Genomic DNA, 21,227 nt, shown 5'->3' with positions numbered 1-21,227 from the left:
GGGAGGTGTCGTGGACTCGTTCAACCCGACGACCAAGACTCAGGCGGCGCTGACCTCAGCGTTGCAGGCGGCCAGTTCCGCCGGCAATCCGGAGATCCGTCCCGCTCATCTTTTGATGGCACTGCTGACTCAGAATGAAGGCATTGCCGCACCGCTGCTGGAGGCCGTCGGCGTGGACCCCGCGACGATCCGGACCGAGGCGCAGCGGTTGCTCGACCGGCTGCCCAGCGCCAGTGGCGCCAGCAGCCAACCCCAACTGAGCCGTGAATCGCTCGCCGCGATCACCACGGCCCAGCATCTGGCCACCGAGATGGACGACGAGTACGTCTCCACCGAACATCTGATGGTCGGCCTGGCCACCGGCGACTCCGAGGTCGCCAAACTGCTGACCGGTCACGGTGCTTCGCCCGAGGCGCTGCGGGAGGCGTTCACCAAGGTGCGCGGCAGCGCACGGGTCACCAGCGCGGATCCCGAGGGCTCGTATCAGGCGTTGGAGAAGTACTCCACCGATCTGACCGCGCGCGCCCGGGAAGGCAAGCTGGACCCGGTCATCGGCCGCGACAACGAGATTCGTCGCGTCGTGCAGGTGCTGAGCCGGCGGACCAAGAACAACCCGGTGCTCATCGGTGAACCCGGCGTCGGCAAGACCGCGATCGTCGAGGGTCTGGCCCAGCGCATCGTGGCCGGCGACGTGCCGGAAAGCCTGCGGGACAAGACCGTCATCAGCCTGGACTTGGGCTCGATGGTGGCCGGTGCCAAGTACCGCGGTGAGTTCGAGGAACGCCTCAAGGCCGTCCTCGACGAGATCAAGGACTCGGCCGGGCAGGTCATCACGTTCATCGACGAGCTGCACACCATCGTCGGCGCCGGTGCCACCGGTGAGTCGGCGATGGACGCGGGCAACATGATCAAGCCCATGCTGGCCCGCGGTGAGCTGCGCCTGGTCGGCGCGACGACTCTCGACGAGTACCGCAAGTACATCGAGAAGGACGCCGCGCTGGAGCGTCGATTCCAGCAGGTGCTTGTCGGCGAACCGTCCGTAGAGGACACCGTCGGCATCCTGCGCGGCCTCAAGGACCGCTACGAGGTGCACCACGGTGTGCGCATCACCGACTCGGCGCTGGTGGCTGCGGCCAGCTTGTCTGACCGCTACATCACCAGCCGCTTCCTGCCCGACAAGGCCATCGACCTGGTCGACGAGGCCGCCTCGCGGCTGCGGATGGAGATCGACTCCCGGCCGGTCGAGATCGACGAGGTCGAGCGGTTGGTCCGTCGCCTCGAGATCGAGGAGATGGCACTCGAAAAGGAAGAGGACGACGCGTCCAAGGAGCGGCTGGAGAAGCTGCGTGGCGAGCTGGCCGACTACAAGGAAAAGCTCTCGGAGCTGACCACCAGATGGCAGAACGAGAAGGGCGCCATCGACGTGGTCCGCGAGCTCAAGGAGCAGCTGGACAGCCTGCGCGGTGAGGCCGACCGGGCCGAGCGCGACGGTGACCTGGCCAAGGCCGCCGAACTGCGGTACGGCCGGATCCCTGAGGTCGAGAAGAAGCTCGACGCCGCGCTTCCGGTGGCCGAGGCTCGTGAGAACGTGATGCTCAAGGAAGAGGTCGGCCCCGACGACATCGCCGAGGTGGTCGAGGCGTGGACCGGCATTCCGGCCGGGCGCATGCTCGAAGGCGAGACGGCCAAGCTGCTGCGCATGGAGGAGGAGCTGGGCAAGCGCGTCATCGGCCAGAAGGCCGCGGTGACCGCGGTGTCGGATGCGGTGCGCCGCAGCCGGGCCGGGGTGGCCGACCCCAACCGGCCGACGGGTTCGTTCATGTTCCTCGGGCCGACGGGTGTCGGTAAGACCGAGCTGGCAAAGGCGTTGGCGGAGTTCCTCTTCGACGACGAGCGCGCCATGGTCCGCATCGACATGAGCGAGTACGGCGAGAAGCACTCGGTGGCTCGGTTGGTCGGTGCCCCTCCCGGATACATCGGCTATGACCAGGGTGGTCAGCTGACCGAGGCGGTGCGGCGGCGTCCGTACACGGTGGTGCTGTTCGACGAGATCGAGAAGGCTCACCCGGACGTGTTCGATGTGCTGCTCCAGGTGCTCGACGAGGGCCGGTTGACCGACGGCCAGGGCCGTACGGTCGACTTCCGCAACACGATCCTGATCCTGACCTCCAACCTGGGTGCCGGTGGCACCGAGGAGCAGGTGATGGCCGCGGTGCGGGCGGCGTTCAAGCCGGAGTTCATCAACCGGCTCGACGACGTGATCATCTTCCACGCCCTGGAACCTGGCGAGCTGGTGTCGATCGTCGACATCCAACTGCAACAGCTGCAGAAGCGGCTGGCGCAACGTCGGCTCACCCTGGAAGTGTCGCTGCCCGCCAAGCAGTGGCTGGCCCAGCGCGGCTTCGACCCGCTCTACGGTGCCCGCCCGCTGCGCCGGCTGGTGCAGCAGGCCATCGGTGACCAGCTGGCCAAGATGCTGTTGGCCGGCGAGGTGCACGACGGTGACGTCGTCCCGGTCAACGTCAGTGCCGACGGCGAAGGCCTGGTCCTCGGCTGAGTTAGCCCGCCGAAAAGACACAAACCCGCACAATTCCCGTGGGAAGAGTGCGGGTTTGTGTCTTTTCGCGCTAGAAACTGAACCGGCCGGCGAACCCACGCAGTGGCACGTCGGCACTCGTCAACAACCCGGGCGGGGCTTTGACCACCGAGGCGATCGCGTTGAGCGCGGGTAGCCCTGTCACCGTCATGCCGATCGAGGCAAATGAGTCCGGATCGGAAAGGTCCACACCGGGTTTCGGGAAGATCATGTGCTTGTTGTAGACGCACGGATCGCCCTTGATCTGGGTGATGTAGCAGCCCTTGATGTCCCAGCTGGGATCGGTGTGCGGCGTCATCTGCCATTCCAGGTGCGTCTCGACGCGCGGCACACCGTCGATCATGCCCTGATACTTGATGTAGTTACCGCCCAGCGATCCCTTGGGCAGCTTGTACCACCCGAGGTCGACATCCTTTGTGCAGGCCCCGAGTTCGGCACTGAACTTCACCTCGTCGAGTTCGAGTCCGAAGCAGTCGGCCATCATCAACACGCTGTCGGCGAACACCCGGGTGTACTTCTCGAGCTTTCCCGGGATCGACGGGTCGTCGACCGGCAGGCCGTAGCCGACCTCGATCCAGGTGTCCTTGCTGTGATGGCATGACACATCGACGGATTCGATGGTGGTGACGTTCTCGATCTCGGCCACGTCGGCCGAACACACCACACCCAGAATCTGGTTGACGCCCGGGTTCATCCCGGTGCCGTAGAACGTCGAGCCACCCTTCTCGCACGCCTCGGCGAGCAGCTGCGACACCGGCTTCCCGGACGGGTGCGGATGGTTGGTGTCACGGTGCCAGCCGGTGATCCAGTCGGCTGTGGTGACGATATTGATCCCGGCCTCAAGGACTTTCACGTACAGGTCCTCGTCCGGAAACACGCCGTGAAAGGTCAACACGTCAGGACGCGCGGCGATGATGTCATCGACCGAGCCGGTGGCTGTCACGCCGATCGGCTCGATCCCGGCAATCTCACCGGCGTCACGGCCTATCTTTTCGGTTGTGTAGCAATGTAATCCGATCAGTTCGAGATCGGGCCGCTGGCCGATACGCTTGATCATCTCGGTGCCGACGTTGCCGGTCGCCACCTGGAAAACCCGGATCTTCTCGGTCATAGGGCGTCTGCCTTTCTGGCGTCGGGATAGAACTGCATGGCCCACTTGCGGATTGCGGTGAAGCCTTCGTATTCGGCGGTGGCCAGCGCCGGGGGATCGGAATAGCGCTGGTGTGACCAGATGTGGATGTCCTGGGTGAACTGGCGGATCACCTCGTCGCCGAACTCGGCGGCCTTCGCAGCGGCCCGAACAGAATCTTTCCCGGGGGTCCGGCCGATGTAGACCATGAACCGCACGTCGGAGGTGGACTCGTCGACAGGCGTGACCGCTGAAATGGTCCGGTTGTCGATCATTCCCCAGCTCTTGGTCACCGCGATGCCCAGGCCGCCGTTGATGGCTTCGACGCCGCTGCGCACGTCGTCGATCGATTGTTGATCGTCGCCCTCGAAGGTGATGGTGAAGTCCACGTAGGAGATGGGTGCGGCGAAGTCGTGGCGGGTGAACACCGGCACGATCGGCGTCTGGTGCACGAACTTGAAGTGGGCGAAGTCGACGCCGTTCTCCAGCACGTACTGCGGATGCAGCTCGAGCGCTTCGCGGAACAACCGCTGCTGGGGGTAGTAGTCGGCGGCGCTGCTGCCGTCGGCGAAGGACGCGAACACATCCGGCGCGTCGAAGAACGGCTCGCGCCCTTCGATGTCGTGCCAGATGTAGATGGCCTCGTTGCGTTCCACGACGGGGTAGGTGCGGATGCGCCGACCGCGGTTGGGCCGGTCCTGGTACGGGATGCAGACGTTGCGGCCCTCGGCGTTCCACTGCCAGCCGTGGAACGGGCATTGGATGACCTCGCCGACGACCTGGCCGCCGAATCCGAGGTGGGCACCGAGATGCTCGCAGTAGGCGTTCATCACGGTCACCTGCCCGGCTTCCGAACGCCAGGCGACCATCTCCTCGCCGAAGTACTTCATGGCATGGACGGCCCCGGCGGCGACCTGGTCCGACCAGGCAACTTGGAACCATCCTGTCGGCTTCATCGACAGCGGCGGTTTGGCCATGAGGCGAATCGTAGGAGCTTCTGTGAAACTTTGGAAGAGGGTTCTGTGAAACCGGGGTAGCCTCTCGAAGATGACCGAGGTGAGCGCGCGCCGCACCAACCGCCGCGGTGAAGCCACCCGGGAGAGCATGCTGGAGGCCGCCCGCAAGGCGCTGGCCACCGGAGATCCGACCGCGGTCTCGGCCAACCGGATCGCCAAAGAGATCGGCGCCACGTGGGGCGCGGTGAAGTACCAGTTCGGTGACATCGACGGGTTCTGGGCCGCGGTCCTGCAGCGCACCGCCGAGCGTCGGGCGGGCATGCTGAGCCACCACGACGGCAATGCGCCGCTGCGTCAGCGCGTCGCCGGCATCATCGACCTGCTCTATGACGGATTGACCGCCAGCGACTCACGGGCGATCGAGAACCTGAGGGCCGCCCTGCCACGCGACCATGCCGAGCTCGAACGGCTCTACCCGAAGACCGCGGCCGAACTGTCGTCGTGGGGACAGAGCTGGTTGCAAACCTGTCAGCAGGCCTTCGCCGACCTCGACGTCGACCCTGAGCGGGTCCATGAGGTCGCCTCCTTCATTCCGGGGGCGATGCGCGGCATCACCTCGGAGCGTCAACTCGGCACCTACACCGACCTCGACGTGGCCCGCCGCGGACTCACCAATGCGATCGTCACGTACCTCGAGGAGTCCCGGTTACAGCCCGCTGAGCACCAGTAATCGGGTTGTGACCTCACAAGGCTGGGGCATTGCCCCGGTCAACAAGTAGGCTAGGCCCGATGGTCCCGCTCTGGTTCACGCTGTCCGCACTCTGTTTCGTGGGTGCGGCGGTGCTGCTGTACGTCGACATCGACCGTCGACGTGGGTTGGGACGGCGCCGTAAGTCTTGGGCGAAGTCGCATGGCTTCGATTACGAGCACGAGTCGCACGAAATCCTCAAGCGCTGGAAGCGCGGGGTCATGTCGACCATCGGTGACGTCACGGCCAAGAACGTCGTCCTCGGCCAGATTCGTGGCGAGGCGGTGTTCATCTTTGACATCGAAGAGGTGGCGACGGTGATCGCGCTGCACCGCAAGGTCGGCACGAACGTCGTAGTCGATCTGCGGCTCAAAGGCATCAAGGAGCCCCGCGAGAGCGACATCTGGCTGCTCGGTGCGATCGGTCCGCGGATGGTGTACTCCACCAACCTCGACGCCGCGCGTCGGGCCTGCGACCGCCGGATGGTCACATTCGCCCACACCGCTCCCGACTGTGCCGAGATCATGTGGAACGAGCAGAACTGGACGCTCGTCAGCATGCCCGTCACCAGTACCCGCGCCCAATGGGACGAGGGACTGCGCACCGTGCGTCAGTTCAACGACCTCTTGCGCGTGCTGCCTCCGGTTTCGCAGAACGGTGTGGCACCGCAGTCCGGTCAGGGCAGTCAGGCTGCGTTGGCCCGCCGTGCCGGTTCTCCCAGCCGCCCGCTCGCCCCGACTCCGGCCGCCGCCGGGCGTCGCGAGCTGCCGCCTGGTCGGACCGACGCCGCACCGGGCCGCGGTGACGTCAGCCGTTACACCCAGCCACGTCAGGAGACCGGCCGTCCGGATGGGATCCGTCGGCCTCCGCCTCCGGCACGCAACGGCCGCCACGCCCCGCACTACCAGCGCTGAACCGCGACAGAGTAGTTGACTACGCTGTCGGCATGCCTCGTCCCGTCGCGCTGATCACCGGACCGACCTCGGGACTGGGTGCCGGGTTCGCCCGGCGTTACGCCCGCGACGGGTACGACTTGGTGCTGGTGGCACGCGATGGTGAGCGCCTCGAACAACTGGCCGCCGAGCTGCGCGACGAGGCCGGTGCCGGTGTCGAAGTCCTTCCTGCCGACCTGTCCCGTGCCCCGGACCGCGCAAACGTCGCCGAGCGGCTTGGGGCCGGGGTTCAGGTGTTGGTGAACAACGCCGGGTTCGGCACGTCGGGTGAATTCTGGACTGCGGACCTGTCCCAGTTGCAGGACCAGTTGGCGGTCAACGTCACCGCGGTGATGGAGCTGACCCACGCAGCGCTACCGTCGATGATCGACGCGGGCGCCGGCACCGTGATCAACGTGGCCAGCGTCGCGGGTCTGGTGCCCGGGCGGGGATCGACGTATTCGGCCTCCAAGGCCTGGGTGGTCTCGTTCACGGAGGGGTTGGCCAACGGGCTCGGCGGTACCGGCGTCGGGGTGCATGCCCTGTGCCCAGGCTTCGTCCACACCGAGTTTCATGCCCGTGCGGGCATCGACATGGCGGGCACACCGTCGTTCATGTGGCTGCAGGTCGACGACGTGGTGCGAGACTGCCTGTCCGACGTGGCCGCGGGCAAGGTGGTCATCGTGCCGGGTCTGCAGTACAAGGTGTTGACCACCGGAGGGCGGATGGCTCCGCGAAACCTGGTGCGCGCCATGACAAAAGCAGTGGGAAAAGGTCGTGGGAGAACTTAGAACAGAACTTTCGTACCGGTGCGGGCGCTGATCGCGGCGGTGATGGCGGTACTTCTCGTCGTCACCGCGGGCTGCGCGCCCGATCAACCGGCACGAACCTATGAGGCGTCGACTGCGGCGCTCGGTGAGTCGTTGGACATCCTGGGATGGCACCTGAAAGTCTCGGATCTGCGGTTCGATTCCGAACGGGTGCTGATCGACGTCGAGGGCTCGGCCTCCGGCGATTCCCCGGCCAAGCCCGAGGACCTCAGGTTCGGCCTGTACGGCGCCCTGGCGCATCCGATCGAGGCCGACGCCCTGCACGGTTGTGACGGTGTGACCAATCTGGGTCTGCGGCCTCTGTCGGCACCATCGCCTGACAAGCTCACGGGCACAGTGTGCTTGGGGCCGTTGCGGGATCAGAGTCAGGTGCGCGGGGTCTACGTCTATTCGCCGCGCGAACGCATCGCCGGAACCACCATCGCCTATCCGGCCGCCTTTCCGGTCGGGATGCTGCCGACCAACGTCAACGACACCGGCGTCACGGTCAAGACCACGAGTGTGGACGGGTTCAGCGCCGACGGCGGACAGCTGGCGCCGACCGCGATCGGTGATCCCACCGCGTTCAACGGCAAGGGTTACATGCTGCTCGGCCTCGAAATCGACGGGGCCGCATCACGTTACCGGCAGGACGCGGCCGAGCGCGGCGGTCCGCTGATGGTGGTGGTGGGCCCGACGCTGCCGCCACCGGGGCTCAGCCACATCTGCTCGGTGTACGGCTCGTCGGTGCTGATCCTGCCGGAGGCTTCGCGGGACGCGGTCAACGTGCGGGTCTCGCTGTGCTCCCAGGGGGAGATCAACGCCGCACTGTTGTACGCGTCGGTGTCGGTGATCGGGACGCATGCCGCCCTGTGGACCACCGGTGGCTGAGTCTGTCGGCCCCACCGAGTGGGGTGAGTCGCCGGGTGTCGGTCCGTGGGAGGGGCCGTTACCGACCGGCGACGACGCCGCGCGCTACGACCCCGACCTGCTGCGCGACGGGGACACCCGCAATGTCGTTGACGCCTACCGATATTGGACCCGCGAGGCGATCATCGCCGACATCGACCGACGCCGGCACCGGTTGCACATCGCGATCGAGAACTTCGGCAGCGACGCCAATATCGGCACCGTGGTGCGCACTGCGAACGCCTTCGCCGTCGATACCGTGCACATCGTCGGCCGACGGCGGTGGAACCGGCGCGGTGCCATGGTCACCGATCGTTATCAGCGGTTGCGCCATCACGACACCACCGCGGAATTGCTGTCCTTTGCCGCCGAGGCCGGGTTGACCGTCGTCGCGGTCGACAACGTGCCCGGATCGGTGCGGCTCGAACAGACTGAGTTACCCCGCGACTGTCTGCTGATCTTCGGACAGGAGGGCCCAGGTATCACTCCCGAGGCGCAGGCCGGGGCCGCTGTCACGGTTTCCATCGCTCAGTTCGGGTCCACCCGAAGCATCAACGCCGGAGTTGCCGCGGGAATCGTCATGCACGCCTGGATCGCTCGACATGCCGACATTTCGGCGGCCTGGTAAGGCAGGATCGGTGTCATGGATCAGCTATGGGCCAACCGCGCGGCCAGCGCCGAAGCTGCGATCACCCAACGGCATCTGACCAAACTCTGGCACCTGCCGGGCACTCAGCTCGGTGTGACGGCATGGCCGGCGACCAAGAAGTACCGCCAGTTCGGGACATGGCATTACTGGTGGCAGGCCCACCTTCTCGACTGTCTGATCGACGCACAGGTACGCGACCCCCAGCCGGAGCGGAAAACCCGTATCGAACGGCAGATTCGTGCGCACTGGCTGCGAAACACGGGATGGGTCAACAGCTACTACGACGACATGGCGTGGTTGGCACTGGCCATCGAGCGGGCCGGACGCCTGGCCGGGGTCGAAAAGCCCCGTCCGCTCGAGAAGTTGTGCGATCAGTTCGTCAACGCCTGGGTGCCCGAGGACGGCGGCGGTATCCCGTGGCGCAAGCAGGACCAGTTCTTCAATGCTCCGGCCAACGGGCCGGCCGGAATCTTTCTGGCCCGTTATGACGACCGGTTGCGGCGGGCCCAGCAGATGGCCGATTGGATCGACGACACCCTGATCGACCCGGAGACCCATCTGGTGTTCGACGGCATCAAGGCCGGCTCGATGGTGCGCGCCCAGTACACCTACTGCCAGGGCGTGGTGCTCGGTCTTGAGGTCGAGCTCGCGGTGCGCACGCAGGACGCCCGTCACGGCGAGCGGGTGCGCCGTCTGGTGGCCGCGGTGGACAAGGAGATGGCGCCCGACGGCGTCATCAAGGGCGCCGGTGGCGGCGACGGCGGACTGTTCAACGGCATCACGGCGCGTTACCTGGCGTTGGTGGCCACCACGCTGCCCGGTGACACCGAAGCGGACGAGGCGGCGCGCCGCACGGCCCGGTCGATCGTGCTGAAATCCGCCGAGTCGGCCTGGAATTACCGCCAGACCGTCGACGGCCTGCCGCTGTTCGGGCCGTTCTGGGATCGCAATGCCGAGGTGCCCACGGCCGGGGGCGACAAGAGCGCGGAGGCCCAGTTCGTCGACGGCGCGGTCAACGCCTCGGCGATGCCCGAACGTGATCTGTCGGTCCAGTTGTCGGGCTGGATGTTGATGGAAGCCGCGCACACGCTGGCAGAAGAGGAGTAGGCATTGACGAACTCACAACGGGCGACGATCGATTTTCCGAGCCGGATCGGCGTGTGGTGGGCCAGTGAGACCTGGTCGATGCCGGACGCGCAGGAGGTGGCCCGAGAGATCGAGGCACTCGGCTACGGTTCGTTGTTCCTGCCCGAGGTGACCGGCAAGGAATGCCTGACGCAGTCGGCGGCGTTTCTGGCCGCGACGCAGCGCCTGGTGGTCGGCACCGGTATCGCCAACATCCATGTTCGGGTGCCGAGCGCGGCCGAGACCGGCGCCCGGACCCTCACCGCGCTGTATCCCGGGCGGTTCGTGTTGGGTCTCGGGGTCAGCCACGGGCCGTTGGTCGAGCACGGCCTGCGCGGTGTGTATCAGAAGCCGCTGGCCACCATGCGGGACTATCTGGACCGGATGGCCGCGGTGCCCGAACAGATCGAACCGGGCGTCGGCCGTCCGCCCCGGCTCTTGGCTGCGCTGGGCCCCAAGATGATCGAGCTGTCGGGCACCCATGCCGACGGCGCGCACCCGTATCTCGTGACTCCGGAACAGACGCGGGTCACCCGCGACATTCTCGGGCCGGACAAATGGATCGTTTCGGAGCAGGCGGTGGCCATCGGCTCCACCGACGAGGATCAGCTCCGTCGCGCCCACGCTCACCTCGACGTCTACAGCGGTCTGCCGAATTACCGGAACTCGTGGCTGCGCCAGGGTTTTGACGAATCCGACCTCGTCCGCGGTGGTTCCGACCGGCTGGCCCGCGGCGTGGTGGGGATGGGTTCGGTGGAAAGTGCTGCGAAGGCCGTGACGGCGCACGTGGACGCCGGTGCCGACCACGTGGTGGTACAGGTACTCGGCGACAACCCGACGGCAGATCCGCGACCCGCACTGCGCGAACTCGCCGGTGCCCTCGGTCTGGGGTAGTCCTCAAGCCTTAGATTGAACGTCGTGAGAGACGTGCTGAGCACCCTGTTAGCGGTCTGGCGTGCCGGCGGCACCGCCGGCGTCGGGACCGTGGTGCGCACCTTTCGGTCGGCCCCGCGCCCAGCGGGCGCGGCGATGCTCGTCGCGCCTGACGGCACGGTGACCGGATCGGTCTCTGGTGGTTGCGTCGAGGGTGCGGTCTACGAACTGGCCACCGACGTGATGGCCACCGGCGTCCCGGTGCTGCAGCGCTACGGCGTGAGCGACGACGACGCGTTCGAGGTCGGTCTCACCTGCGGCGGCATTCTCGACGTGTTCGTTGAGCCGGTGTCCCAGGAGACGTTTCGGCAACTGGATGCGGTCGCCGACGACATCGAGGCCCATCGCCCGGTCGCGGTGGCCACCGTCATCGCGCACCCGGATTCGTCCCGGGTCGGCAGACGACTGGTGGTGCGCAGCGACGATTACGAGGGCTCCCTCGGATCGTCGCGGGCCGACGCCGCGGTGTCCGACGATGCCCGCGGCCTGTTGGCCGCCGGCCGCAGTGAGGTGTTGACCTACGGCCCGGACGGGCAGCGCCGGGGCGAGGGTATGGAGGTTTTCGTGGCGAGCCACGCGCCGCGGCCCCGCATGCTGGTGTTCGGGGCGATCGACTTCGCGGCGGCTGTCGCCCAACAGGGAACATTCCTGGGTTACCGGGTCACGGTGTGCGACGCGCGTCCGGTGTTCGCCACGCCCGCGCGGTTTCCGACGGCCGACGAGGTGGTGGTCGACTGGCCGCACCGCTACCTGGCGGCGCAGGTCGAGGCCGGCGCGATCGACGCCCGCACGGTGATCTGCGTGCTGACGCATGACCCCAAGTTCGACGTGCCGCTGCTGGAGGTGGCCCTGCGGCTACCCGAGAATGCGCGCGCCGCCTACATCGGGGCGATGGGGTCGCGGCGTACCCACGAGGACCGGATGGCGCGGCTGCGCGAGGCCGGGATGACCTCCGACGAGCTGTCCAGGCTGCGGAGTCCGATCGGTTTGGACCTCGGTGGCCGCACCCCGGAGGAGACGGCGGTGTCGATTGCAGCCGAGATCATCGCTCAGCGGTGGGGTGGTGGCGGACGGCCGCTGGCTCAGACCGACGGCCGGATCCATCACGGCTAGGCCTGTTGCTGGGCGGCGTTCTTGGCGGCGCGACGGCGCTTCAACCACTCGATGAACATCGGTGCCACGGAAGCGACCACGATCAGGATGAAGATCGGCTCGAGCAGCTTCTGGATGATCTCGAACTGGCCCAGCCAGTAGCCGAGCAGGACCAGGCCGACGCCCCAGATGATCGCGCCGAGCACGTTGAACGTCGTGAACACCGAGTAGCGCATCTTGGCGGCCCCGGCGACGATCGGCGCCAGGGTCCGCACGATCGGCACGAAGCGGGCGATGACGATGGCGAACGGGCCACGCTGTTCGAAGAACGCGTGCGCTTCGTCGAGGTACTTCTGCTTGAGCACCCGCGCCTCGGGTTTGAACATCGAGGTGCCGATGGTCCGTCCGATGATGTAGCCCACCTGGCCGCCGAGGACCGCCGCGATCGGGATGAACACCAGCAGTTGCCACAGTTGGAAGTTGGCGTTCACCGCCGTGCCCTGCGCGGCAGTGCCGGCCGCCAGCATGCCCGCGACGAACAGCAGCGAGTCGCCGGGCAGAATCGGGAACAACACCCCGGACTCGACGAAGACCACGACCAGGATGCCCACCAGGGCCCACGTGCCGAAGGATCCGATGAGGTGCAGCGGATCCATGAAATCCGGCATGAGTGCCAGATTGGTCGTCGCGGCGGGGAGGGCGGTGTCGATCACGAGTCCCAAGGGTACCGGCGGTCAGGGGGCGGGCTTGCCGTACCCGATGATGCCCGCGATCTCGGCGTCGTCGAGGGTGTGCACCCGGATGCCGCCCTCCTCGTTACCGCCGACCGTGGTGATCGCGTCGCCGTCCACCGCCACGACGAAATTCGTGTGCAATCCGAGCGGGCTGCCTTCGGCGTACATCGCCACATCACCGGTCTGCGGGCGGTAGCCGTCGACCCCGGCGAACCGCCCGGTCGCCTGGTAGTACTCCTGCAACGTGTACACGCCCGGGATCCGCCAATGCCCGGAGTTCGGGTTGGACAGCGGTTGGCCCGCCTCGTTGAGCACCCAGCTGACGAAGTCGGCGCACCACGGTTCCTCGATGCCCTCGGAGTAGTGGCTGCCACCGGGTTGGGCGTCGTACTGCGCCTGCAGAACGTCGACGATCCGGGCCTGACTCGGCGCCAGGGCGGTGCGGTCGATCTCGGGAAAGGCGACGGGTTTGCCGGGCAGGATGTCGAGCGCGGAGCCGGGCGGCCGGATCAGCAGGGCCACCACACCGACGACGACCACGGCGCCGAGGGCGCAGAGCGCCAGGAAAAGTTTGGTTCCCCCCAGTTTCACCCGATCAGGCTAGCCGGTCGGGGCCTGGCAGATCTTCCACTGATTGTCGCGGAACTGGAGGTCGAAGCTGCGGGTGGAGCGGGTTTGCGGCGCGAACGCCATGAAGCTGGTGACGTTGGCCTCGGCGTGATCGCCGTTGACCACCACCTGGTCGATGCTGGCGACCACGGGGTACTGCTTCGCCGATTCGACCCGGGCATGGGTTTCATCCCAGGCCTTCTGGTCGTACTTCACATAGTTGTCGCGGGTGGTGCCGCAGGTGATGGATCTCAGGGTGGCCAGGTCGCCGCGTTGGATGGCCGAGTCGAAGTCCTGGATCGTGGCGCGGACGTCGTCTTCTTGGGAACTCGACGCCGACGAGTTACGGGTCAGCAGGACGGTGCCCAGCACCGCAATCGCCACCAGTGCGGCGATCACCAACAGGACCGCGACCACCCATCCCCAGCTGCGCCGGGCGGTGGTCTGCGCCGGCTCAGCTGACTCGTCGCGGGGCGGGATGACTTGCGGTGCAGCGCCTTTGGGTACTTCTGCGGCGACGGTGTCGCCCTCGGCCGGCGGTGCGAACACCTCGGTCTCGGGATCCGGCGGGGTGTCGATCTTCTGGGTGGATCCGTCGAACCCGGACGGCGCGGTGAAGCGTCGTTCCTCGCTGAGTGCAACCGCCTCGGTGACCTCGTCGGCCGAACCGATGATCTCGGTGGCCGGGTCGGTCACCTCTGACGCCGGGGGTAGTTCGACCTTCTCGGTCGGTGTGTCACTGTGATGCTCGTCCGGTCCCGATGGGTTCGACATCCCTGCTGCGGTCCTCCCGTACGTCGGTACTGGTGGAGCTTATCCGTCGGTGCACAATAGGCCCATGACACGGATGGGTGATTTGTTGGGGCCGGATCCGGTTCTCCTTCCCGGGGACCCGGAGGCCGAGGACGAATTGGCCGCGGGAGAGAAGGCCGCCGTGGTGGCCGCCGCGCACCCGTCGGCATCGATCGCCTGGGCGGTACTGGCCGAGTCGGCGCTCGCCGAGGACAAGGCCGTCACCGCCTACGCGTATGCCCGCACGGGTTATCACCGTGGGCTGGATCAGTTGCGTCGCAACGGTTGGAAGGGCTTCGGTCCCGTTCCGTTCGCTCATGAGCCGAACCAGGGGTTCCTGCGGTGCGTGGCGGCACTGGCCCAGGCTGCCGACGACATCGGGGAGACCGACGAGTTCCAGCGGTGCCTGGATCTGCTCGACGACTGCGATCCGTCGGCCCGCGGCGAACTCGGCCTTTCCTGAATTCAGTCCTTGGCGTCGCAGGAGCAGTCTTCTGCGGCGTCGGGCGGTTCGACCTGCACGGTGGCGTGTGCCAGTCCGCGGGCGGTGAGGACCGCACGCGCGTCGTCGAGCACCCGCGCGGTGTCGGCGCTGCTGGTCAGGTGCGCGGTCACCATGTCCTTGCCGGGCACCAGCGTCCACACGTGCAGGTCGTGTACGCCGGTGACCCCGTCGACCGCGCCGAGCGCGGTACGCAACTCCTCGACGTCGATGTGGCTGGGCGAGGACTCCGACAGGATGCGCAGGGCGGCGCGGGCCAGGGCGATGGCGCGCGGCAGGACCCACAGCGCGACGAGGACGGCGACCACCACGTCGGCGTAAGGCCAGCCGGTGGTGACGGTGACGATGCCGGCGATCAGGACGCCGATGCTGCCGACAGTGTCGGCCACGACCTCCATGTAGGCGCCCTTGACGGCCAGGCTGTCCTTGGAGTGTGACCGCAGGAGCAGGACGACGACGGCGTTGGCGGCCAGGCCGGCCAAGGCCACCACGATCATCGGCACGCCGGGCACGTCGGGCGCATCGCCGAGGCGTTCGATGGCCTCGTAGAGGATGAATCCCGCCACGCCGAGCAGCAGGGCGGCGTTGGCCACGGCGGTGAAGACCTCGGCCCGGTGCCACCCGTACGTCCGGGCCGGGGAGGTGCTGCCGCGCTTGGCCAGCAATACCGCCGTCAATCCCATGAACATGGCGACCAGGTCGGTCAGCATGTGGCCGGCGTCGGCCAGCAGGGCGATCGAGTTGATCAGCAGCGCGGTGACCAGCTCGAGCACGAAGAACGCGCTGAGGATCGCCGCAGCGATGATCATCCGGCTGACCCGGGCATCGCTGCGGTGGCTGTGATCATGACCGGCACCCATGCCCCGCAATATATGCGGAAGTTCGCATATGTGGCAAGGGGGGTCAGAGCCAGGCGGACCAGAACCGGGTCAGCTGGCTACCGATCGATACCAACGGGCTGGGCACTCCGGACAGATCGACGAACCAGAACACCACCGAGAAGAACCACTGGTTGAGCACCGGGGTGAACAACAGGATCAACAGGATGAACAGGCCCCACTGCTTGGCCGGCTCCAGGGCCCGTTGGGTGTCCGGGCTCAGATGCGGTTCCAACGCGCCGTAGCCGTCGAGCCCGGGAACCGGAAGCAGGTTCAGCACGAGCGCAGTGACCTGAAGGAATCCCAGAAAAGCCAGCCCAGACCAGAAGACGGTGTGGCCGCCGTCGTAGCCGAGCCGGGTGATGCCCAGCAGCAGCACCGCCAACACCAGGTTGGCGGCCGGACCGGCCAGGCTGACCAGGGTTTTCTGTCGGGCCGTCATCCAGGACGTCCGGACGTAGACCGCCCCGCCGGGCAGTCCGATCCCGCCCAGCGCGATGACGAGCACCGGAAAACCCAGCGACAGCAGCGGGTGGGAGTACTTGAACGGGTTCAGCGTCAGATAACCGCGCACCGCGACGTCATGATCGCCGAACCGCCACGCGGTGAACGCGTGGCCGAATTCATGCAGGCACAGCGACACCAGCCAGCCCGCGATTACCAGGACGAACACGCCCGCATACGACAACGCGGACCACTCCACCCCGCCCAGCCAGGCCATGACCCCGCCGGCCGCGGTGAGCGCGACGACGGCCAGGAAAACCGGGCTCGGCCGTACCGACTGATGCAGCGGGCGGATGTTCACGATTCGACGCTACCGGGTGCCGCCCCTGCTCAGCCGACGCGCAACCAGCCCTCGGTGTGCCGGTAGAACGTCGAGCGTCGGACGGTCTTCGGGGCGGCCACCCCGTCCCGGATCACCTGCGCGCCCGGGGTACCCAGCTGCGCGGCGCGGCCGACGACCCAGCCGCGCGGACGGCCCCGGTCCGAGAGCACGCTGGCGCGTAGCCCCGGCATGTCCGTCGTGGGTTCGACGCGGACACCGGGGGCTTCGCCGTCGAACAGCACACAGTCGTCGACGATGGCCTCGCCCTGCAGCCGCGCACCGTCGACTCCGTGCCACTGGGCCGCTTTGACCAGCACTGTTCCGGTTTCGTCCCGGATCAGCGGAACCCGCCGGGCCGAGCCGCGCAGGGCGCGGCGGGCCGACCAGCTGCCGGTCACCGGGGCGACTTCCACGTCGAGCCGGTCGGCGCGCAAGAGTGCCGTCAGCACGGTGGCCAGCTCGGCTGCACCGCCGGTCACGACGATCCTCCGGTGTGTCGTCACGTCGTCGACAGCGACCCTCGGCAAGGATTGGAGGGGGCGTGGAACCGACGCCGTGCCGACCACCGCGATCCCATGTGAGGGGGTCAAAACTGCACCTCGCCCGTGAGAGAAAATGTGTTCCCAGCGTGTGCTGGGATAAGGTGACCTACCGGCTGCACCACACTAGTGCGGAAGATTAGGCGGGAGATTACGCCATGCCGGCAATCGTCCTCATCGGCGCCCAATGGGGTGACGAGGGCAAAGGTAAAGCCACCGACCTGCTCGGTGGCCGCGTGCAATGGGTCGTTCGCTACCAGGGTGGCAACAACGCGGGGCATACCGTGGTGCTGCCGACGGGGGAGAACTTCGCGCTGCACCTGATCCCATCGGGCATCCTCACCCCGGGTGTCACCAACGTCATCGGTAACGGCGTGGTGGTCGACCCGGGTGTGCTGCTCACCGAGCTGCAGGGCCTGGAGGATCGCGGCGTCGACACCTCGGGGCTGCTCATCTCGGCCGACGCGCATCTGCTGATGCCGTATCACGTCGCCATCGACAAGGTGGTGGAGCGATATGCGGGCAGCAAGAAGATCGGCACCACCGGCCGCGGCATCGGGCCCTGCTATCAGGACAAGATCGCCCGCATCGGCATCCGGGTGGCCGACGTGCTCGACGAGCAGCTGCTGTCCGAAAAGATCGAGGCGGCACTGGAATTCAAGAACCAGGTGCTGGTCAAGATCTACAACCGTAAAGCGCTCGAGACCGCCGAGGTCTTGGAGAACCTGCTCACCCAGGCCGAGGGTTTCTCCCACCGCATCGCCGATTCCCGGCTGCTGCTGAACCAGGCGCTGGAAAAGGGCGAGACGGTGCTGTTGGAGGGCTCGCAGGGCACCCTGCTCGACGTCGACCACGGCACGTATCCGTTTGTCACGTCGTCGAACCCGACGGCCGGCGGCGCTGCGGTCGGCTCCGGCATCGGCCCGACCCGGATCACCACGGTGCTGGGGATCCTCAAGGCCTACACCACACGCGTCGGTTCCGGCCCGTTCCCGACCGAGTTGTTCGACGAGCACGGGGCCTATCTGGCCAAGACCGGCGGCGAGGTCGGCGTGACCACCGGACGGGCCCGGCGCTGCGGCTGGTTCGACGCGGTGATCGCTCGGTATGCGACGCGGGTCAACGGCATCACCGACTACTTCCTGACCAAGCTCGACGTGCTCTCCAGTCTGGAGACGGTGCCGGTGTGCGTCGGCTACAAGGTCGACGGCAAGCGCACCAACGAGATGCCCATGACGCAGGCCGATATCGCGAAGGCCGAGCCGATCTACGAAGAGCTGCCCGGCTGGTGGGAGGACATCTCCAGCGCACGCGAATTCTCTGACTTGCCCGCCAAAGCACAGGACTATGTGCTGAGGCTGGAAGAGCTTGCCGGTGCTCAGGTTTCGTGCATCGGCGTGGGGCCGGGGCGTGAGCAGACCATCGTCCGGCGCGACATCCTGGCTGCTCCGTGAGTGACGAGCGACCCGAGTCCGTTTTCGAACAGCACGGCGGTTTCCCGGTTTTCGAGCCGGCCGATCCCGGGCCGGGGTTCGAGCGATTCCTGACGGCGATGCGCCGAGCTCAGGATCTGGCCGTATCGGCCAACCCGGACAGCGATACCTGGGATGACGCGGCCGATCGGGTCGAGGAACTCGTCAAGCTGCTCGAGCCGTATCAGGCAGCCGAGGGTGTGGGCCCGGCCAACCGGGTGCCCTCACTACCGGGTGCGGGCAGCCTGCTGATGCCGCCGTGGACCATGTCGAAGTTCGAGCCCGAGGGCGTCGAACTGAAGGTCGAGTTCAGCCGCTTCCACGTCGGTGGCAACTACGCGGTGCACGGCGGGGTGCTGCCGTTGCTGTTCGACTCGGTGTTCGGCATGGTGATCCACGCCGCCGGTCGGCCGATCAGCCGCACCGCGTTCCTGCACGTCGACTACCGCAAGGTGACGCCGATCGACACGGTGCTGACCGCGCGGGGCTGGGTACGGGAAGCCGAGGGGCGCAAGGCGTTTGTGAACGCCGAACTGCGTGACCCGGACGAGAATCTGCTCGCCGAGGCGCATGGCCTGATGATCCGCTTGTTGCCCGGGCAGCCTTAGATCGCACTCCGGCCGCCGTCGGCCGGTAGCACCGCGCCATGGATGAAGCTGGCGTCGTCACTGACCAAAAATGCGATGGTGCGGGCGATTTCGGCCGGGTCCGCCGGGCGCCGGGCCGGAGCTTTCGACGCGAGCGCGGCCAACCCTTCGGTGCCGTACTGCGCGGTGGTGCCTTCGGTGACAGTCGGGCCGGGCGCAACGGCGTTGACCCGGACGCCTTTTGGGCCGTATTCGGCGGCCCACGACTTGGTCAGCAGGTTGAGGGCGGCTTTGGAGGACGCGTACACCGCCGAGCCCGGCGTGCCGAACATCGAGACCATGGTGCTGACATTGACGATCACCCCTTCTCCGCGTGCGGCCATGGCCGGCGCGATCGCCCCGACGAGGAAAAACGGCACCTTCACGTTGAGGTCGTAGCAGGCATCGAAATCCTGCTCGGCAATCTTTGCCGTCGGCCCGAACACCGCGATGGCGGCATTGTTGACCAGGATGTCGATCTGCCCGGCGACCGTGAGCGCGTCGTGCACCAATGCCTGGGCACTGGCGGCGTCGGTCAGCGTGGCGCCCCGGAAGTCCGCAGTGCCACCGGCGTCACGGATCTCGGTCACCACGTGGGTGCCGCGGTCCGCGTCACGGCCGCTGACCAGAACATGCGCGCCGAGCTCGGCGAGAAGTGTTGCGGTGGCGTGGCCGATGCCACTTGTCGCACCGGTGACCAATGCTGTTTTCCCGCCCAGTGACATCGGGTCATCGTAAGTGTCACGATGAGCCGTGGTTCAACGACCTTTGCACCGTTTGTCGACGCCGCGTGCGGCCGCGTTTGCGGGAGTGCTGTTCGCCGTGTTGTTCGGGGTAGCCCTGGTGCTGATCCGTACCGCGTTGCCCGAGGGCGCCGAGCCTGGTTCGCAATGGATCGACGGCGCGACCACCCGGCTGCGGGTTGCCTCGGTGCTGATGCCGTTCGCCGGTATTGCGTTCCTCTGGTTCATCGGCGTGGTGCGCGACGGCTTCGGACGTTATGAGGACCGGTTCTTCGCGACGGTGTTCCTGGGCAGCGGCATCCTGTTCTTGGCGACGATGTTCGTCTCCTCGGCGATCGGAGCCGGATTGATCGCCGGCCGGGCGGGGATGACGGACGCGACCGTCTACAGTCACGTCGCCACATTCGGCCAGATGGTGTTGATGGCGTTGAGCAAGACATACGGCGTGCGCATGGCGGCCGTGTTCATGATCTCGCTGGCCACGATCTGGCTCAAGACCGGTCTGATGCCACGGCCGCTCGTCTATGCCACCTACCTGTTTGCGGTGGCGCTTTTGATCGGCGGAGACGTCAGCATGTGGATCGTGCTGGCGTTCCCGCTCTGGGTTCTGGCGGTCAGCCTGCTGATCCTGGTCCGTGCCGGGGTAATCGACCTGCCGGGCGGTGAACACCAGCATGTGAGCTGACAAAACGCCTGTGGTTGTGGTTCAGGCCGTCGAGGCGGCTCCACGCGGTATGCCATCAGGCTGGCGCGAACCGTCACCGATGTCGTGATGCAGAAGTGTCACCGATGTCCTGAGAGATCCTGCGGTTGTCGGTCGGCCGTGGCATAATCGAACATGTGTTCGACACTGATTCCGATGCGGCCCTCATCGACGCGATGAGCGCGGCGGCGCGGGCAGAATCCGCGGCGATCGCCGCGCGGCTGGCCGCCATCGGTGCGTTGGACACCCGCCGCGAACACGAACTGGCCGAAACGGTGTACTGGCGCACCGACCCGTTCGAAGCGGTCGCCGCCGAAATCTCGGCAGCGTTGAACATCAGCCGCCACCGCGCCGGTGAACAGATCCGCCACGCCCGCGTCCTGCGTGACCGGCTTCCCCAGGTGGCGGCCCTGTTCGCCTCCGGAGCCATCGACATGCGCATGGTGCTGGCCATCATCAACCGCACCGACACCGTCGACCCCACCGCCTGGGCTGCTGTCGACGAAGCCCTGGCTGCCCGCGCCGGAACCTGGATGCGGTTGTCGAAACGCAAACTGCGCGACCGCATCGATCAATGGGTGGCCCGACTGGACCCCCACGGTGAACGCGTACCCCCGCAGATCGATGAGGGCCGGCATTTCAGCGTCGAGGCCGGCACCATCCCGGGCATGGCGACGGTGTGGGGCAATCTACGCGTCGGGGATGCCGCCGCCCTCGATCAACGCCTCGACGCCCTGGCCGCCACCGTCTGCCCCGATGATCCCCGCACACTGGATCAGCGCCGTGCTGATGCCGCCGGGGCGTTGGCCCGACTGCAAGACCACCTCCCCTGCCTGTGCCGCACCCCAGACTGCCCGGCAGCAGGCACCCGGGCTGCTGCCGATGCCGCGGTGGTGCACCTGCTGGCTGAGCAAGCCACCCTCGA

At 67.0% G+C, this 21,227-nt stretch carries 23 protein-coding genes; 14 read left to right on the top strand and 9 right to left on the bottom strand.

All coding sequences use genetic code 11. The features are described 5' to 3' along the window. Positions 1-10 precede the first annotated feature (10 nt). Positions 11-2,557: an ATP-dependent chaperone ClpB gene (clpB, locus tag A5699_RS02025; RefSeq protein WP_067764612.1), complete on the top strand. Its 2,547-nt coding sequence runs from the start codon at positions 11-13 to the stop codon at positions 2,555-2,557. A 70-nt stretch (positions 2,558-2,627) separates the two neighbouring features. On the opposite strand, the gene A5699_RS02020 is transcribed toward clpB, so the two are convergent. After that, complete coding sequence (locus A5699_RS02020; RefSeq protein WP_067764609.1) at positions 2,628-3,707, bottom strand: dihydrodipicolinate reductase; 1,080 nt, start codon at positions 3,705-3,707, stop codon at positions 2,628-2,630. Then, complete coding sequence (locus A5699_RS02015; protein ID WP_067764606.1) at positions 3,704-4,702, bottom strand: Rieske 2Fe-2S domain-containing protein; 999 nt, start codon at positions 4,700-4,702, stop codon at positions 3,704-3,706. The genes A5699_RS02020 and A5699_RS02015 overlap by 4 nt, the downstream gene beginning before the upstream one ends. A 70-nt stretch (positions 4,703-4,772) precedes the next feature. Here A5699_RS02015 and A5699_RS02010 point away from each other — a divergent pair, with 70 nt between their 5' ends. The 8 genes from A5699_RS02010 to A5699_RS01975 are packed head-to-tail and all read left to right on the top strand — an operon-like array spanning position 4,773 to position 11,899. Next, a complete protein-coding gene (locus A5699_RS02010; protein ID WP_067764603.1) occupies positions 4,773-5,411 on the top strand; it encodes a TetR/AcrR family transcriptional regulator in 639 nt (212 codons plus the stop codon). A 59-nt stretch (positions 5,412-5,470) separates the two neighbouring features. Further along, entirely contained in the window at positions 5,471-6,343 is an 873-nt protein-coding gene (gene ttfA / locus A5699_RS02005) for a trehalose monomycolate transport factor TtfA (RefSeq protein WP_067764600.1), read from the top strand. Positions 6,344-6,375: 32 nt separating this feature from the next. Continuing rightward, positions 6,376-7,152, top strand: coding sequence for an SDR family oxidoreductase (locus tag A5699_RS02000; RefSeq protein WP_067764597.1), 777 nt, complete (start codon positions 6,376-6,378; stop codon positions 7,150-7,152). A gap of 18 nt (positions 7,153-7,170) precedes the next feature. Beyond that, positions 7,171-8,061, top strand: a complete 891-nt coding sequence (locus tag A5699_RS01995) for a hypothetical protein (protein WP_067764594.1) — start codon at positions 7,171-7,173, stop codon at positions 8,059-8,061. After that, positions 8,054-8,707, top strand: coding sequence for an RNA methyltransferase (locus A5699_RS01990; protein WP_067764591.1), 654 nt, complete (start codon positions 8,054-8,056; stop codon positions 8,705-8,707). Before A5699_RS01995 ends, A5699_RS01990 begins: the two co-directional genes overlap by 8 nt. Before the next feature lie 15 nt (positions 8,708-8,722). Then, positions 8,723-9,835 (top strand): glycoside hydrolase family 76 protein, encoded by a 1,113-nt coding sequence (locus A5699_RS01985; RefSeq protein WP_067764587.1) that lies wholly within the window; start codon positions 8,723-8,725, stop codon positions 9,833-9,835. Between the two features lie 3 nt (positions 9,836-9,838). Continuing rightward, the gene (locus tag A5699_RS01980; protein WP_067764584.1) at positions 9,839-10,747 is read left to right on the top strand and encodes an LLM class F420-dependent oxidoreductase; all 909 of its coding nucleotides are present in this window, start codon (positions 9,839-9,841) and stop codon (positions 10,745-10,747) included. A gap of 24 nt (positions 10,748-10,771) precedes the next feature. Next, positions 10,772-11,899, top strand: a complete 1,128-nt coding sequence (locus A5699_RS01975) for an XdhC/CoxI family protein (protein WP_067764581.1) — start codon at positions 10,772-10,774, stop codon at positions 11,897-11,899. On the opposite strand, the gene A5699_RS01970 is transcribed toward A5699_RS01975, so the two are convergent. The 3 genes from A5699_RS01970 to A5699_RS01960 form a co-directional block, all read right to left on the bottom strand. Further along, a complete protein-coding gene (locus tag A5699_RS01970) occupies positions 11,896-12,546 on the bottom strand; it encodes a DedA family protein (RefSeq protein WP_197508170.1) in 651 nt (216 codons plus the stop codon). The two genes, A5699_RS01975 and A5699_RS01970, sit on opposite strands and share 4 nt — an antisense overlap. Before the next feature lie 66 nt (positions 12,547-12,612). Beyond that, positions 12,613-13,203, bottom strand: a complete 591-nt coding sequence (locus tag A5699_RS01965) for a CHAP domain-containing protein (RefSeq protein ID WP_067764575.1) — start codon at positions 13,201-13,203, stop codon at positions 12,613-12,615. Between the two features lie 9 nt (positions 13,204-13,212). Continuing rightward, on the bottom strand, positions 13,213-13,995 hold the full coding sequence (locus tag A5699_RS01960) for a DUF4878 domain-containing protein (protein ID WP_067764572.1): 783 nt from the start codon (positions 13,993-13,995) through the stop codon (positions 13,213-13,215). 64 nt (positions 13,996-14,059) lie between these two features. Between A5699_RS01960 and A5699_RS01955 the strand changes: the two genes are divergently transcribed. Continuing rightward, positions 14,060-14,476 (top strand): DUF3151 domain-containing protein, encoded by a 417-nt coding sequence (locus A5699_RS01955; protein WP_067764568.1) that lies wholly within the window; start codon positions 14,060-14,062, stop codon positions 14,474-14,476. A gap of 2 nt (positions 14,477-14,478) precedes the next feature. On the opposite strand, the gene A5699_RS01950 is transcribed toward A5699_RS01955, so the two are convergent. The 3 genes from A5699_RS01950 to A5699_RS01940 are packed head-to-tail and all read right to left on the bottom strand — an operon-like array spanning position 14,479 to position 16,809. Then, positions 14,479-15,375, bottom strand: coding sequence for a cation diffusion facilitator family transporter (locus tag A5699_RS01950; protein ID WP_067764565.1), 897 nt, complete (start codon positions 15,373-15,375; stop codon positions 14,479-14,481). 43 nt (positions 15,376-15,418) lie between these two features. Then, positions 15,419-16,198 carry a site-2 protease family protein gene (locus tag A5699_RS01945; RefSeq protein WP_067764562.1) on the bottom strand — a complete coding sequence of 260 codons (780 nt, stop codon included), beginning with the start codon at positions 16,196-16,198 and terminating at the stop codon, positions 15,419-15,421. 29 nt (positions 16,199-16,227) lie between these two features. Beyond that, positions 16,228-16,809 carry a hypothetical protein gene (locus tag A5699_RS01940; protein ID WP_067764560.1) on the bottom strand — a complete coding sequence of 194 codons (582 nt, stop codon included), beginning with the start codon at positions 16,807-16,809 and terminating at the stop codon, positions 16,228-16,230. A gap of 107 nt (positions 16,810-16,916) precedes the next feature. Between A5699_RS01940 and A5699_RS01935 the strand changes: the two genes are divergently transcribed. Next, positions 16,917-18,212, top strand: a complete 1,296-nt coding sequence (locus tag A5699_RS01935) for an adenylosuccinate synthase (protein WP_067764557.1) — start codon at positions 16,917-16,919, stop codon at positions 18,210-18,212. After that, entirely contained in the window at positions 18,209-18,838 is a 630-nt protein-coding gene (locus A5699_RS01930) for a PaaI family thioesterase (RefSeq protein WP_067764554.1), read from the top strand. The genes A5699_RS01935 and A5699_RS01930 overlap by 4 nt, the downstream gene beginning before the upstream one ends. Here the strand turns inward: A5699_RS01930 and A5699_RS01925 are convergent. Further along, on the bottom strand, positions 18,835-19,581 hold the full coding sequence (locus tag A5699_RS01925) for an SDR family NAD(P)-dependent oxidoreductase (RefSeq protein WP_067764551.1): 747 nt from the start codon (positions 19,579-19,581) through the stop codon (positions 18,835-18,837). The genes A5699_RS01930 and A5699_RS01925 overlap by 4 nt on opposite strands. Positions 19,582-19,633: 52 nt before the next feature. Between A5699_RS01925 and A5699_RS01920 the strand changes: the two genes are divergently transcribed. Together A5699_RS01920 and A5699_RS01915 are read left to right on the top strand one after the other, a co-directional pair. After that, positions 19,634-20,284 carry a hypothetical protein gene (locus A5699_RS01920; protein ID WP_067764687.1) on the top strand — a complete coding sequence of 217 codons (651 nt, stop codon included), beginning with the start codon at positions 19,634-19,636 and terminating at the stop codon, positions 20,282-20,284. A gap of 155 nt (positions 20,285-20,439) precedes the next feature. Further along, positions 20,440-21,227, top strand: a 788-nt coding sequence (locus A5699_RS01915) for a DUF222 domain-containing protein (protein WP_157561042.1), incomplete at its 3' end; no start/stop codon positions are given.

Source organism: Mycobacterium sp. E802 (assembly GCF_001666875.1).
Classification (GTDB): Bacteria; Actinomycetota; Actinomycetes; order Mycobacteriales; family Mycobacteriaceae; genus Mycobacterium.
Note: the sequence above shows the minus strand (reverse complement) of the source record. Positions and strands in the feature narration are given on the sequence as shown.

What these genes read in the sequence shown, in the direction of transcription:
- A5699_RS01970 (WP_197508170.1), bottom strand. Translation starts at nt 12,546, where the DNA reads ATGCCGGATTTCATGGATCCGCTGCACCTCATCGGATCCTTCGGCACG.
- A5699_RS01935 (WP_067764557.1), top strand. Translation starts at nt 16,917, where the DNA reads ATGCCGGCAATCGTCCTCATCGGCGCCCAATGGGGTGACGAGGGCAAA.
- A5699_RS02020 (WP_067764609.1), bottom strand. Translation starts at nt 3,707, where the DNA reads ATGACCGAGAAGATCCGGGTTTTCCAGGTGGCGACCGGCAACGTCGGC.
- A5699_RS01925 (WP_067764551.1), bottom strand. Translation starts at nt 19,581, where the DNA reads ATGTCACTGGGCGGGAAAACAGCATTGGTCACCGGTGCGACAAGTGGC.
- ttfA (WP_067764600.1), top strand. Translation starts at nt 5,471, where the DNA reads ATGGTCCCGCTCTGGTTCACGCTGTCCGCACTCTGTTTCGTGGGTGCG.
- A5699_RS01960 (WP_067764572.1), bottom strand. Translation starts at nt 13,995, where the DNA reads ATGTCGAACCCATCGGGACCGGACGAGCATCACAGTGACACACCGACC.
- A5699_RS01955 (WP_067764568.1), top strand. Translation starts at nt 14,060, where the DNA reads ATGACACGGATGGGTGATTTGTTGGGGCCGGATCCGGTTCTCCTTCCC.
- A5699_RS02010 (WP_067764603.1), top strand. Translation starts at nt 4,773, where the DNA reads ATGACCGAGGTGAGCGCGCGCCGCACCAACCGCCGCGGTGAAGCCACC.
- A5699_RS02015 (WP_067764606.1), bottom strand. Translation starts at nt 4,702, where the DNA reads ATGGCCAAACCGCCGCTGTCGATGAAGCCGACAGGATGGTTCCAAGTT.
- A5699_RS02000 (WP_067764597.1), top strand. Translation starts at nt 6,376, where the DNA reads ATGCCTCGTCCCGTCGCGCTGATCACCGGACCGACCTCGGGACTGGGT.
- A5699_RS01950 (WP_067764565.1), bottom strand. Translation starts at nt 15,375, where the DNA reads ATGGGTGCCGGTCATGATCACAGCCACCGCAGCGATGCCCGGGTCAGC.
- A5699_RS01985 (WP_067764587.1), top strand. Translation starts at nt 8,723, where the DNA reads ATGGATCAGCTATGGGCCAACCGCGCGGCCAGCGCCGAAGCTGCGATC.